Annotated in this window: 10 protein-coding genes; 7 read left to right on the forward strand and 3 right to left on the reverse strand. The window is 68.4% G+C overall.

Translation table 11 applies throughout. From position 1 onward, the window contains the following. Positions 1-48: 48 nt before the first annotated feature. Both AC1C2R_RS03030 and AC1C2R_RS03035 read right to left on the reverse strand, forming a co-directional pair. Positions 49-1,818 carry an ABC transporter ATP-binding protein gene (locus AC1C2R_RS03030; RefSeq protein WP_495378904.1) on the reverse strand — a complete coding sequence of 590 codons (1,770 nt, stop codon included), beginning with the start codon at positions 1,816-1,818 and terminating at the stop codon, positions 49-51. A 138-nt stretch (positions 1,819-1,956) separates the two neighbouring features. After that, on the reverse strand, positions 1,957-2,697 hold the full coding sequence (locus AC1C2R_RS03035; RefSeq protein ID WP_495351065.1) for a TetR/AcrR family transcriptional regulator: 741 nt from the start codon (positions 2,695-2,697) through the stop codon (positions 1,957-1,959). Positions 2,698-2,787: 90 nt separating this feature from the next. On the opposite strand from AC1C2R_RS03035, the gene AC1C2R_RS03040 reads away from it, so the two are divergent. The 6 genes from AC1C2R_RS03040 (at position 2,788) to AC1C2R_RS03065 (ending at position 10,547) form a co-directional block, all read left to right on the forward strand. Next, complete coding sequence (locus tag AC1C2R_RS03040; protein WP_495378905.1) at positions 2,788-3,969, forward strand: FAD-dependent monooxygenase; 1,182 nt, start codon at positions 2,788-2,790, stop codon at positions 3,967-3,969. 58 nt (positions 3,970-4,027) lie between these two features. Then, a complete protein-coding gene (locus tag AC1C2R_RS03045) occupies positions 4,028-5,359 on the forward strand; it encodes a GNAT family N-acetyltransferase (RefSeq protein WP_495351067.1) in 1,332 nt (443 codons plus the stop codon). Between the two features lie 150 nt (positions 5,360-5,509). Continuing rightward, positions 5,510-7,051 (forward strand): peroxidase family protein, encoded by a 1,542-nt coding sequence (locus AC1C2R_RS03050; RefSeq protein ID WP_495378906.1) that lies wholly within the window; start codon positions 5,510-5,512, stop codon positions 7,049-7,051. Between the two features lie 285 nt (positions 7,052-7,336). Beyond that, positions 7,337-8,398 (forward strand): sugar ABC transporter substrate-binding protein, encoded by a 1,062-nt coding sequence (locus AC1C2R_RS03055; protein ID WP_495351069.1) that lies wholly within the window; start codon positions 7,337-7,339, stop codon positions 8,396-8,398. Between the two features lie 116 nt (positions 8,399-8,514). Further along, a complete protein-coding gene (locus AC1C2R_RS03060; RefSeq protein WP_495351070.1) occupies positions 8,515-9,267 on the forward strand; it encodes an ATP-binding cassette domain-containing protein in 753 nt (250 codons plus the stop codon). Beyond that, positions 9,264-10,547 carry a sugar ABC transporter permease gene (locus tag AC1C2R_RS03065; RefSeq protein ID WP_495351071.1) on the forward strand — a complete coding sequence of 428 codons (1,284 nt, stop codon included), beginning with the start codon at positions 9,264-9,266 and terminating at the stop codon, positions 10,545-10,547. Before AC1C2R_RS03060 ends, AC1C2R_RS03065 begins: the two co-directional genes overlap by 4 nt. A 16-nt stretch (positions 10,548-10,563) precedes the next feature. On the opposite strand, the gene AC1C2R_RS03070 is transcribed toward AC1C2R_RS03065, so the two are convergent. Further along, positions 10,564-11,712, reverse strand: a complete 1,149-nt coding sequence (locus AC1C2R_RS03070) for an AI-2E family transporter (protein WP_495351072.1) — start codon at positions 11,710-11,712, stop codon at positions 10,564-10,566. Positions 11,713-11,940: 228 nt separating this feature from the next. On the opposite strand from AC1C2R_RS03070, the gene AC1C2R_RS03075 reads away from it, so the two are divergent. Continuing rightward, a complete protein-coding gene (locus AC1C2R_RS03075; RefSeq protein ID WP_495378907.1) occupies positions 11,941-13,905 on the forward strand; it encodes an ABC1 kinase family protein in 1,965 nt (654 codons plus the stop codon). The last annotated feature ends 97 nt before the right edge of the window (positions 13,906-14,002 follow it).

Consider the following 14,002-nt stretch of genomic DNA (forward strand, 5'->3'; position numbering starts at 1 on the left):
GCCCGACACCGGCGTCGACGCATCCCTCGCCCGCCCGTCGGCGTGCGCTCAGCCCGCCTGCACGCGATGCAACTCTGCATACCGCCCGTCGGCACCGATGAGCTCGACATGCGTGCCGACCTCGATGATGCGTCCGTGTTCGAGCACGACGATGCGGTCGGCCGAGCGGATCGTCGAGAGCCGGTGCGCGACGACGAGCGTCGTGCGCCCATGCATGAGGTGCTCGAGCGCCTCCTTGATCTTCGCCTCGGACTCGGGGTCGAGCGCGCTCGTCGCCTCGTCGAGCAGCAGCACGCGGGGGTTCCGTACGAGCGCACGGGCGATCGAGAGTCGCTGGCGCTGCCCGCCCGACAGTCGCGCGCCGCGCTCGCCCGCGACCGTGTGCCAGCCGTTCGGCAGCGCGTCGACGATCTCGAGCGCGTTCGCGTCGCGCAGGGCGGCGAGCACCCGTTCGTCGTCGACCTCGCCGAGTCCGTAGGCGATGTTGTCGCGGATCGTGCCCTCGAAGAGCACCGATTCCTGCGGCACGACCGAGACGAAGCTGCGGAAGGTGCGCAGGTCGAGGGTCTCCATGTCCACCCCGTCGAGGAGCACCCGACCGTGCGTGGGGCGGAGGAAGCCGAGCACGAGGTTCAACATGGTCGATTTGCCCGATCCGGATGACCCGACGAACGCGATCGTCTCGCCGGCGCGGATCTCGAGGTCGATGTCGGCGAGTGCGGGCGCCTCGCCGAATTCGTAGCGGTACTCGACACGCTCGAGCGTGAGGTCGCCGCGCACCCCGCTCACCTCGTGCTTGCCCTCGTTGAACTCGAGGTCGGGCTCCTGGATGACTTCCGCGATCGAGCGCACCGACTCGGTACCGCGGGCGATGACCGGCAGGAGCATGAGCAGGTTCGTGGCCGCGCCCGTGAGCAGCGCGAAGTAGGAGCTGAGCAGCACGACCTGGCCGGGTGTGATCGGGATCCACCCGCTGATCGAGACCCAGGCGGCGAGCACGAGGCATCCGACGCCCAGCAGTTGCAGGCTCACCCACGCGAGCGAGGCGAAGCGGCCGTTCAGCAGGTCGAGTTGGAAGCCCGCACTGCGCACCCCTTCTGCGCCGTGCGCGACCCGGTTCATCGCGGTCTGCTCGAGGCCGTGCGCGCGGGTGACCGGCATGAGGGTCGCCATCTCGCCGACGCGGGCGGAGAAGAGTTCGACCTCGCGCCGGAAGGTCGCGTTGCGAACGGCGCTGCGGCGGTTGAGGATCGCACGCAGCAGCACGGCGAGCGGAATCGCGAGGGCGTAGACGGGCAGGAACGCCGGCACGTTGATCGCGGTCATCACGATCGCCCCGATCAGCACCGTCGTCGCCGAGAGCAGCGGGTGCGCGACCTGTTGCAGCATGACCTCGATGTTCTCGACATCGCGCACGACCTTCGTCTGCACGACCGCCGAGTTCGCGCGGGTGTGGAAGCCGATCGAGAGCGACTGCAGTCGTGCGGCGAGCGCGTTGCGCAGGTCGGCGCCGATCGAGCGCACGGCGCCCATGTACAGACGGGTGTAGGCGACGTGGTTCGGGTAGTTCTGCAGCAGTGCGATGAGCGCGATGCCGGCCCACAGCGCGAGCGATTCGGCCGGGCCTCCGGCGACGACGATGTCGATCACAGCGCCGGTGATGACGGGCAGCAGCCAGAGCGGGGTGTCCTTCACTGCGAAGAAGGCGACGGATGCCGCGACCCGCCCTCCGTGCAGGGCCAGCAGTCGGCGGACGCTTCGGAGCGGGTGCCGCCCGTCGATCGCCGATTCGACATTGGAAAGCGCTTGCCCATGCATGCTTCCATTCTGCCTGCCGCACGACCCTGGCGCTACACCGACGGGCGCGGCGACCCCCTCCCGCACGGACGATCGGGGAGCCGGTGCGTATCAGCGGAGCCGGCGCGCATCAGCCGCAAACCGCCGCAAGCCTGAAGCTCAGTGCCGAGCGGATGCCGCGCGCTCGGCGATCAGCGCGGCGACCCCCGCGAGCACGCGCTCGACGCCGAATCGCAGCGCTTCGTCACGTGCCCCGTCGTGCGCGGCCTCCGCGAAGGCGCCCGCGGTCTGCGGATACGTGTCGGCGCGAGCGGCGAGGATCGCGGCGAGGGCCGCCGCGAGGTCGCCCTCGGGCGTCGAGGATCGTGCACCTTGCCGAACGATCGACATCACGTGCCCGACGAGCAGGGTGAGCACGTCGAGCTTCTCGCCGCCGCGCAGCGGAAGACCCGCCATCGCGGCCAGGCCCACCTCGAACCAGGCGAGTTCGCCCGGGCCGGGCGTGTGCGGTCGCTGCACGAGTTCGACGGCCCAGGGGTGGGCGAGCGCGCGCGTGTGGATGCCTCCCGCCCACGCCGTCAACGCAACGCGCCAATCCGCCCCCTCGGTCGCGGCGGGCACGCCGAAGGCCGTGTCGAGCATGACCGCGTCGAGCTCGGCGCGACCGGGAACGTAGCGGTAGAGCGCCATCTTCGTCGTTCCGAGTCGATCGGCGACGCGCTGCATCGTGACCTCGTCGAGCCCGGCGTCGTCGGCGATATCGATCGCGGCCTCGGCGACGCCGTCGAGAGTGTACTTCGGCTTGGGCCCCGGCCGCCGCTGCATCGACCGCGGCGGCTCGGCCCAGAGGATGGCTGCGGTGCCGGCTGCTGACGCCGTGATCTGCTCACGCTCGGTCATCGGATCCTCCTCGAACGCTATTTGCGTCCATCGTATGCGAATCTGTTATTGTGTCCATTAGACGCAATTATTGAACGGAAGGAAGCACTCATGGCAGCCACGAAGATCCTCATCTCCGGTGCGAGCATCGCCGGCCCCGCATTGGCGCGGTGGCTCGGCCGCAACGGCTTCGACGTGACGGTCGTCGAGAAGGCCCATGCGGTGCGCCCCGGAGGCCAGGCGGTCGACTTCAAGGGACGCACCCACCGCGAGCTCCTCGTCCGCATGGGAATCCTCGACGACGTGTACGCGGCGCAGACCGCGAAGACCGATTGGCGCATGGTCGACGCGAACGACCACGTGAACGCCGTCGTGCCGGGCGAGTTCATCGGCGGCGACGTCGAGATTCCGCGCGGCGACCTCGCCGGCATCCTGCATCGACTCTCCGCCGCCGACGCCGAGTACGTGTTCGACGACGAGATCACCGCGATGGCCGAGACGGTTGCCGGCATCGACGTCGCCTTCGCACGCCGGCCGAGCGAACGATTCGACCTCGTCATCGGGGCCGACGGCGTGCACTCCGCGGTGCGACGCCTGGCATTCGGGCCCGAGAAGCAGTTCGTCGAGTCGCACGGGTACTTCTACGCGATCGCGAGCGGAGAAGCGCCGCTCGGCGACCTCGAGACGCGGCTCGCCAGCGGGCGCGGCGTCGCCTACGGCTACAACGAGCCCGACCGACTGGCGCTCCTCGGAGGCCAGAAGGCGCCGAACCTGTTCGTCTTCCGAGCCGAACACGCCGACTACGACCGGCGCGACACCGCATCGCAGCGTGCCTTCCTCGAATCGGCCTTCGCGGGAGTCGGATGGCGGGTGCCCGCCGCGCTCGCGGCGAGCAGAGGGGCATCCGATTTCTACCTCGACGGTCTTGCGCGCACGCGCATGACGTCGTTCACCCGGAGTCGTGCCGCGCTCGTCGGCGACGCCGGCTATGCGAACACCCTCGGCGGGTTCGGCACGGGGCTCGCCCTCATCGGCGCGTACATCCTCGCCGGCGAGCTGATCGCCGCCGGCGGCGACCATGAGGCGGCGTTCGCGGCGTACGACCGTCGCATGCGCAAGCCCACGAAGATCGCCCGCTCCGGCAACGCCGGCCCCTTCCTCGCACCATCGTCGTCGTGGCGCATCCGGATGCGCGACTGGACGTTCGCGAACCCCCTGATGTACCGCTCGATGATGTGGATGACCGACACGTTCGCGACGGACGACAGCATTCCCGACTACCGGATGCGGTGACCGCCCTCGGGCCGCCCCGTCCCGAACAGGCCGCCGAGCCCCCGACTACGATGGATTGATGTCGTTCGACCTGCAGGGCTTCCCCGCCGATTCCCAGGCATTGGCCACGCTCGCTGCGAAGGGGCTCTCGTACCGACTCGTCGATACGAGCGACGTCGCCGCCGTCTCGGCGTGGGTGCAGGCAGATTTCCGGGGCTTCCACCACGCGCGTCCGCGTCAGATCGACCTCGACTTCGACCTCGGGCTGCTCGCCGACCGTCGCGTGCACGGTGTCTACGACCCGACGATCGCCGATCCGGCGGTGCCGGTCGCCACCGTCTCAAGCTGGCCCACGGGCCTCAGCGTGCCCGGCGGCCGCAGCGTCGACGCGTGGGCCGTGAGTTCGGTCACCGTCTCGCCGACGCATCGGCGACGCGGCATCGCCCGGGCACTCATGCTCGCGGAGCTCGCGAACGCACGCTCGGCGGGCGCCGCACTCGCGATGCTCACGGCGACCGAGGCCACGATCTACGGTCGGTTCGGCTACGCTCCGGCCGCGCGTGCGGCGACGGTGTTCGTCGATCGCCGTCGGGCGCACTGGATCGGGCCGGATGCACCGGGCCGCGTGCAGTTCGTCGATGCGACCTCTCTGCGCGAGATCGCACCGGCGCTCGCCAGGCGCTCCGTCGCGCGCACGCCCGGCGAGATCGATCGCTGGCCGGGGCTCCTCGACCGCGTGCTCGGACTCCACGATCCCGAGGGCGAGCGTTCGCGTTCGCGGCGAGCTGTGCGCTACGACGACGAGCGCGGCCAGCCGCAGGGTTTCGCCGTCTTCCAGATCACCCGCGAGCCGAACGAGCCGGGTGTCGCGGAGTTCGATTTCCTCGCCGCGGCCACCGATGACGCCGAGCGGGCTCTGTGGCGCTTCCTCGTCGAGCAGGACTACGTGTCGGGCACGCGCGGCTTGCTGCGTTCGGTCGACGAGCCGCTGCCGTGGCTGCTCGAAGATCCTCGTGCTGTGACCGTCTCCGACGTCGTCGACCACTTGTGGCTGCGCATGATCGATCCGGTCGCTGCGCTCTCCAAGCGCCGATACAGCACGCCCGGGCGCCTGATCATCGACGTCGACGATCCGGTCGGCATCGCGGGCGGACGATTCGACCTCGTCGTCGACGACGGCGGCAAGGCCGAGGTGACCGCGATCGAGACGACGGATGCCGCGGCATCCGCTCGGGGCGTTCGCAGCATCCGCCTCGGGGCCCGCGAGCTCGGCGCGATCTACCTCGGCGGGGTGCATCCGTCGGTGCTGGCGCGGGCCGGACGCATCGTCGAGCTCGTTCCTCGATCGATCGACCTCGCCGACCGCATGTTCGCATCGCAGCGAACCCCGCATCTCAGCATCTGGTTCTGATCTCAGGGGCAACCCTGATGAAGATTCCTCACTTCAGCGCGTAGCGTCGCGCTCGTCAACTGCCGTGACTGCGTGAGATGAAGGCCCCACTCCGGCGATCGAACCGCCGGAACATCCGTGCGTTTGCGACGTGTCCGAAGGGCCAGAGCCATGCAACATGCGAACGCGCACTCCATCGTGCCATTGAACGTCCCCCACTCGAGAAGCCACGAAGGGCGCTTCGGTCGCCTCTTCGGTCGCGGATTCACCACATGGTCGCCACCCGGAGCGAACGACGCCGAGCGGGAGGCCGCGATCCGCACCTTCGCGATCGACGAGATGTTCACCGAAGGCCCGCTGCCCGAGAGCGCGACCCCCGTCGGATACACCTACTTCGGGCAGTTCATCGATCACGACATCACCTTCGATCCGCAATCGAGCCTGACCAGGCACAACGACCCCGACGGGCTGCAGAACTTCCGCTCGCCGCGGTTCGACCTCGACAGCCTCTACGGCCGCGGGCCCGACGACCAGCCGTACCTGTACGACCACGCCCGTTCGCTGCATGACGGCTACCACGGGTTCCTCAAGGTCGGAACGGGCGAGTCCCCGAAGGAGCCGGATCTGCAGCGCAATGCCGACGGCGTCGCCCTCATCGGCGATCCCCGCAATGACGAGAACCGCATCATCGGTCAGCTGCAGCTCGCGTTCGTACTCGCCCACAACAGCACGCTGCAGAAGCTCGCGGATGCCCCGGATGCAGGGCTTCGATCGGGCCACGAGCTGTTCCTCGAGGCGCAGCGCATCACCGTGTGGTTCTACCAGTACCTCGTGTGGAACGACTTCGTCTCGAGGATCGTCGCACCGTCGGTGTTCTCGAAGGCGATCACCTTCGATGAGGACGCCGGGGACGGCGAGGGGCCCTTCTACACCGTGACCTACGGCCTCAAGGACGTCTACGACTGGAGCGAGAACCCGTTCATGCCCGTCGAGTTCTCCACGGCGGCATACCGCTTCGGCCACTCCATGATCCGAGCCGAGTACCAGTTGAACTTCCCGATCCAGGGCGGCATCGGTGCACCGTTCGGCAAGCCGATCTTCTCGACGCCGGGCGTCATCCAACCGATCCAGCCCGTGCCGGGGCCGTCCGACCTGCGCGGAGGCTCACCGCTACCCGACCGGCACTCGCTGCAGTGGGACTGGTACTTCAGGTTCCCGTCCTCGGGCGGTCCGTTCCCGCAGCTGGCGCACAAGATCGACACCCACCTCAGCAAGGCGGTCTTCACGATCCCAGGCGGACCGACACCGAATCCGTTGGCCGAACTCAACATCCGGCGCGGATGGCGCATGGGCCTGCCTCCGGCCACCGAGGTCGCGCACGCGCTGCACATCCGCCCGCTCGAGGGCCTCGACCCGCTGGAGGAGTCGCTCTGGGTCTACATCCTCAAGGAGGCCACGGAGCAGGCGGACGGCGAGCACCTCGGCGCCGTCGGTTCGACGATCGTCGCCGCGGTGTTCTCGGGGCTGCTGCGCGGCGACGCGTTCTCGTACCTCAACCGCGACCCGCATTGGACGCCCGCCAAGGAGCAGGCCGGCGGCACCGCGCTGTTCGAGAAGATCTCGGTCGACCCCGAGAAATGGGAGATCACCGACCTGCTGAAGGCCGCGGGCGTGCCGATCACCGGAGACGACATCGACGCCCTGTTCGCTTGAAGCATCCGGTCCGACGAACGGTGCCCGTCTGGATGCCGCTCTCGTGCGGCACCAGGGCGTCGCATCGGCAGGCCCCTCCCCCAATCCGGGGGGCCTCATGAGAGCGCTCCCCCGCAGAGTCGCCGGACCGACGCCGATCAACGCGCTCACCGGAAAGTGAGTTACAGAAGCGTTATCTATTGTTTTGTTCGTTCACTCCACAAATGCGGGATCATGGCACTGCCGCCGCCAATGCAGACGACGACACCACGAGGGGTCGACCTCACCTCAAAGAAGGGGAGCACCATGAAGTCAACTTCATTGGTCTCTGCTGCCGCACTCGCCGGGATCTCCGCGCTACTGCTGGCAGGCTGTTCGAGCGGGAGCGGCGGAGAAGGTGACGGAGGCGAGGCTGCCACGCGTGCCTGCGTCATCCTCCCCGATGCCGCTTCCTCGCCACGTTGGGAGAACAACGACCGTCCATACCTCGAAGACGGCCTCACCGCGGCCGGCTTCGAGACCGACATCCAGAACGCTCAGGGCGACGCCAACAAGTACGCCACCATCGCCGACCAACAGCTCAGCAAGGGCTGCGGCGTGATGCTGCTCGTCGACTACAACGGCGCAGGCGCCGCGGTGGCCGAGAAGGCGAAGGCCGAGGGCATCCCGGTCATCGCCTACGATCGTCCGATCGACGGCGTCGACTACTACGTCTCCTTCGACAACGTCGAGGTGGGCCGCCTCGAGGGCCAGTCGATCGTCGACGGGCTCGCGGTCGCCGGCAAGGACCCCGCCACCGCCTCGGTCGTCTATATGGGCGGTGACCCCGCCGACGGCAACGCGAAGATGTTCCACGACGGAGCCGTCGAGGTCATGGAGGCTGCGGGCATCACGCCGGCCGCCGAGCCGCCGGGAATCTGGGACGGCGACAAGTCCGCGACCAACTTCGAGCAGGCACTCACCTCGCTCGGCGGCAAGGTCGACGCGGTCTGGGTCGCGAACGACACCAACGCTGCGGGCGTCATCACGATCCTCGACAAGAACGGGCTGACCGTTCCCGTCTCGGGTCAGGATGCCTCGATCGCCGGCCTGCAGAACGTGCTGCTCGGCAAGCAGACCGCGACGGTCTACAAGCCGATCAAGCTCGAGGCGGATGCCGCCATCGAGTTGGCCGGCGCGCTGCTGAACGGCGAGACCCCCTCGGCCGACCAGGAGCTCGAAGACGGCACGCCGTACATCGCGGTCACGCCGCAGCTCGTCGGCCCCGATCAGGTCGTCGACGTGGTCGACGCCGGAGACGCCGATGCTGCCGAACTCTGCGCGGGCGAGGTCGAAGCCGCCTGTGCGCAGTACGGCATCAGCGGCTAGCAGAACAGGTTCCGGAGGCCTCGGAGCACGTCCGAGGCCTCCGGATCCATTCGCGCCCCGCATGGGGGCAGGTGTCACACTGTGATCAGGACAGCGCCGTCTGAAAGGAACCCGGCATGGATGCGCCCATCATCGAACTGACCGACGTCGTCAAGAGCTTCGGCCCGGTCAGCGTACTCAAAGGCGTCGGGTTGAAGGCGTACCCCGGCAAGGTCACCGCACTCGTCGGCGACAACGGCGCCGGAAAGTCCACCCTGATCAAAGGCCTCGCCGGCGTGCAGCCCTACGACGGCGGCACGGTGCGATTCGACGGCGAGGAGGTCACGCTCCACGCTCCGCGCGACGCCGCCCGCCTCGGCATCGAGGTCGTGTACCAAGACCTCGCGCTGTGCGAGAACCTCGACATCGTGCAGAACATGTTCCTCGGCCGTGAAGAGACGGAGTTCAGCACGTTCGACGAGGGGCGCATGGAGCGCCAGGCATCCGACACGCTCCGCTCGCTCTCGGTACGCACCGTCAAGTCGGTGCGGCAGAAGGTGTCGTCCCTCTCGGGCGGGCAGCGGCAGACGGTCGCGATCGCACGCGCGGTGTTGAAGAAGGCCCGGGTCGTGATCCTCGACGAACCCACCGCCGCCCTGGGCGTCGCGCAGACCGAACAGGTGCTGAACCTCGTGAAACGACTCGCCGAGCAGGGCGTCGCCGTCATCATCATCAGCCACAACCTCGCCGACGTGTTCTCCGTCGCCGACCACATCAACGTGCTCTACCTGGGCCAGATGGTCGCTTCGCTCGACACCCAGGAGACCACGAGCGACGACGTCGTCGGCTACATCACCGGCACGAAGACGACAGCAGGAGCGAGCGCATGAGCACGCAGAAGACCGTGCCCACCTCCGAGGTCGCGCCCGAGCCCATCATGAGCGACCTCATCGGCAGCGGCCAGGAGGGCGACGTCGGCGACCAGGTGCGCGCCTGGTGGCAGCGTGTGCGCGGCGGCGAGATGGGTGCGTTGCCCGCGGTCGGCGGCTTCATCGTGCTGAGCATCATGTTCTCGCTGCTCAGCCCCTTCTTCCTCACTGAGCGCAACTTCGCGAACCTGATGACCCAGGCCGCCACCCTCGTCATGCTCGGCATGGCGCTCGTCTTCGTCATCCTGCTCGGCGAGATCGACCTGTCTGCGGGCGTGACCGCCGGCGTGACGATGTGCATCTTCATCGTGCTCGTCAATGTGCAGGGCTTCAATTGGATCCTCGCCCTCGTGATCGCCTTCGCGTGCGGTGTCGCGATCGGCACGTTCATCGGGTTCTTCGTCGCGAGGGTCGGTATCCCGTCATTCGTCGTGACCCTGGGGCTCTTCCTCGGCCTGCAGGGCCTCGAGCTCATGATCATCGGCTCGGGCGGCCTCTACCGGGTGCAGATCCCCGAGATCCTCGCCATTCAGAACAGCAACATGCCGCCGTGGGCCGGTTGGGCGATGCTCGTCGTGATCCTCGCGGTCTCGGCAGCGACCTCGTTCTGGGATCGGGCACGCCGGGCCCGCGCCGGCGTTCCGAACCGCACGATCGCGCTCGTCTGGGTCAAGCTCGGTGTCACCGCCGCGCTCGGTGGCACTGTCGTGTCCATCCTCAACCAGGACCGGGGGCAATCGGTGCGCGCGGTCGAGGGCGTGCCCATCGTCGTGCCGATCGTGCTCGCGATCCTGTGGGTCGGCACATTCGTGCTCGACCGCACCCGCTACGGCCGCTACATCTACGCGATCGGCGGCAACGCCGAGGCCGCACGCCGTGCGGGCATCAAGGTCGTGTTGATTCGCTGGACCGCGTTCATCGTGTGCTCGACCCTCGCGGTCGTCGCGGGCCTCTTCTCCATCAGCAAGGTCGGGTCGGTGGATGCCGCGGCCGGACGCGACCTCGTTCTGAGCGGCGTCGCGGCGGCTGTCGTCGGCGGGGTCAGTCTCTTCGGCGGACGCGGACGCCTCCTCCACGCCGCCATCGGCGCGCTCGTCATCGCGGTGATCACGAACGGGCTCGGCCTCCTGAACCTGCCGGCCGGCGTCAACTACGCGGTCACCGGGGGCGTGCTCATCCTCGCGGCCACGGTCGACGCGGTCTCACGTCACCGCGCAGGCGGTGCGATCCTCCGCACCTGATCCGACCCGGCTCGAGCTAGATGGTGTCCTGACGTGGGAAGACGACCTTCTCGACGATGATGATGAGCGACGCCGCGACGGGGATCGCGACGAGCGCGCCGAGTACGCCGCCGAGCGTTCCGCCCGCGACAGCGGCGATCACCACGAGCGCGCCGGGCACGGCGACCGCGCGGCTCATGATGCGTGGGCTCAACACGTAGGCCTCGACCTGCATGTAGATCAGGTAGTAGATCGCTGCGGCGAGCGCAGTCGTCGGCGACGCCGCGAACGAGACCAGGGAGATGATGACCGCGCCGCTGAGCGTACCGATGAGGGGCACGAGCGAGAAGAGGAACGCGACGAACGCGAGCAGAATCGGCGCCGGCGCCCCGATGATGGAGAGGTAGATGAGGCTCAGCACGCCGTTGATCGCACCGAGGGTGACCTGGCCGATGACGTAGCGGCCGACCGAACTCGTGATCTCCTCGGACACGTCGCGGAAGGCGCCGCGCGAGGTCGCGGGCACGAATCGCGCCGCGTACCGCTTCATCGAGTCGAGGGAGGCGAGGAAGTACAGGGTGAGGATCAGCACGATCGTCGCGCCCGTGAACCCGCCGGCGATGCCGGCACCGACGGCGAGGATGCCGCCGCCGAGAGAGCCCAGGTTCGCGGGGTCGGCGAGCCACTTCCCGGCTGACTCGATCGCGTCCTGGATGGCGTGCTCGCTGCCGCCGATGGTGTTCAGCCACGCCACGAAGTCGCTGTTCTGCACGTTCTTGAGGATGTCGTCCCAGTTGTTGACGATGTTCGTGGTCTGCTCGACGACGATCGGCACGATCGTCGCGATGAGTCCGACGAAGATTCCGATCACCCCGACGAACACGATGAGGATCGCGACCCATCGCGGCATCCCGCGCCGTTGCAGCCAACTCACGATGGGATCGAGGCCGAGCGCGAGGAAGAGCGCGAGCGCCACGTAGAGGATGACCGTGCCCAGCTCACCGAGGATGCTGCCGAGGAGGATCGCGAGCAGCACGCCGAGCGCGCCCACGAAGCCGATGCGGAACGCGCGGATCTTCAGCTCGGGCGCTCGGGAGTCGCCGCTGGTCGTGATCTGCGTCGTGGCGGGCGTCGTCGCCGTTGCCGGCGCCGGTTCCGGCGCCACTCGCTTCGTTCGGATCCGCATGAGTCCGACGGTAGCGGCAAGGTGCCCGGCGTGCACACGGTTGACCCGGCGAGTTCGATCCGGTAGGGCGGCCCGACCGTGGCTGCATCACGCGATTCCGGGCGCCGCCGGAAATGCGAGCGCCCACGTCGACGACGTCGGGCCCCGCGCGGTGAGCGACCCCCCGCCGAAGCGCCTGAGCCGTACTCTGGGGGTGGGTCGTTCGACTCCGGCCCGATGGGGGCAGGCATGTCGACCGGTTCCATCATTCTCGGCGTGATCGGCGTCACGATCGTGACGATCCTCTTCATGGTGGTGCTCGCGGCGCTCTCCAGGCGATTCCTCGGTGCGCAGATCGGCACCGTGCGCATCATCATCGCCGGCCTCGTCGCGCTCGGCGCAGAGCTCGGTTTCGAGTCCCAGTTCGTCTGGTACGCCGACGGGGCCACGCTCGCGCTGGCGCCGATCCAGCTCGGCATCATCGTGCTCGTCGCCATCGGCTTCCTCGTGCTCGCCGAGCTCATCGTGCCGAGCGGCACGGTGCCGCGACCAGATCGATGGATTTCCGAGCTGCAGCACAGCATCGTTCGCGGTCGCCGGTACTCCGAGGTGACTCGCATCGCCGTGAAGAACGGCCTCGTTCCGTTCAGACCCGACCACGCGCGCACGCGTGCGGCCGAAGAGGCCCGAAGCGCTCACGCACGGGCGCTCCGGGTCTCGCTCGAAGAGGCGGGGCCGGTATTCATCAAACTCGGCCAGATGCTCTCGACCCGTAGCGAGCTGCTGCCTCGCGAGTACCTCGCCGAGCTCGCGCTCCTGCAGCAGAACGTGCCCCCGGCCCCGTGGAACGAGATCGATGCGCTCATGCACGAGGAGCTCGGCGCACGGGCAGACGACGCCTTCGCCGAGTTCGCGCACGAGCCGTTGGCCGCGGCATCGATCGGGCAGGTGCACTGGGCCCGACTCACCTCGGGGCAACTCGTGGCCGTCAAGGTGCAGCGACCGGGCATCATCCCCGGCGTCGAGCGCGACCTCGACATCGTGCTGCGCATCGCCCGCAAGCTCGAAGACGACACCGAGTGGGGTCGTACGCTCGGCCTGCGCGCCGTGGCCGCGACCTTCGCCGACTCGCTCCGCGCCGAGCTCGACTACCGTTCCGAGGCGGCGAACATGGCCGCGATGGAGTCCACCCAGGCGCGGCATCCCGAGAGCGAGCGCCTCACGATCCCGCACTGCTTCCGCGAGCTGTCGACGGCGCGCGTGCTCGTCATGGAGTTCATCCCTGGTCGAGCGCTCAGCGACGACGACGGCACGCGCCCTCCGGAAGTGCAGAAGGCGCAGGCGTGGCGGCTCTTCCACTCGCTCATCACCCAGGTGATCGACGACGGCGTCTTCCACGCCGACCTGCACCCCGGCAATGTGATGCTGCTCGAGGACGGCGGCCTCGGCCTCGTCGATTTCGGATCCGTCGGGCGCCTCGACTCCGAGCTGCGCGCGAGCATCGGCGAGATCCTCATGGCGTTCTACCGCGGTGACGCTCGTGCGATGAGCGATGCTCTGCTGGGTCTCGTCGAACTGCCCGACGACGTCGACGAGTTCGTGCTGCGGCGCGAGATCGGCTCGTTCATGGTCTCCCGGCTCGGCCCGGGGGCGGCGCTCGACTCGACGATCGTCGCCGACATGACCCGCCTCCTCGCGGAGAACCGACTCGCCATCCCGGCCGAACTCGCCGGCGCCTTCCGAGCGGTCGGCATCACCGAGGGCACGCTGCGGGAGCTCGACCCCGAATTCGACTTCTTGGCCGCCGCGAGCGGACTCGCGAAGGAGCGCATCTCCGATTCCGTCCGGCCCGGTTCGGTGAAGGATGCGGTCGTCGACGAGATCGGCACGCTGCTGCCGATCCTGCGCCGTATGCCGCAGCGCTTCGATCAGATCGCGGGCTCGCTCGCGAACGGTCGCCTCAAGGTCAACGTGCGTCTCTTCGCCGATCACCGTGATCGCTCGCTGTTGCGCTCACTCGTCAATGAGGTGGTGCTCGCGTTCCTCGCGGGCGTGCTCGGCGTGATGGCGGCGATGCTGCTGGTCAGCGACGACGGCCCGCAGGTCACCGAGACGCTGAGTCTGTACCAGATCTTCGGGTACCTGCTCGTCGTGGTGTCGGCGCTGTTCGTGCTGCGCGTGCTGTTCGACGTGTTCCGGCGTCGGCGCGAGTAGCGCGAAGCATGCATCGAGACACAGGTACCGTCTCGAGAGCTTCGCTGTGCTCGCTCATCGACGAACGATCAAGCGGATGCCCCGGGGCATCCGCTCG

The organism is Agromyces sp. Y182, assembly GCF_059445385.1.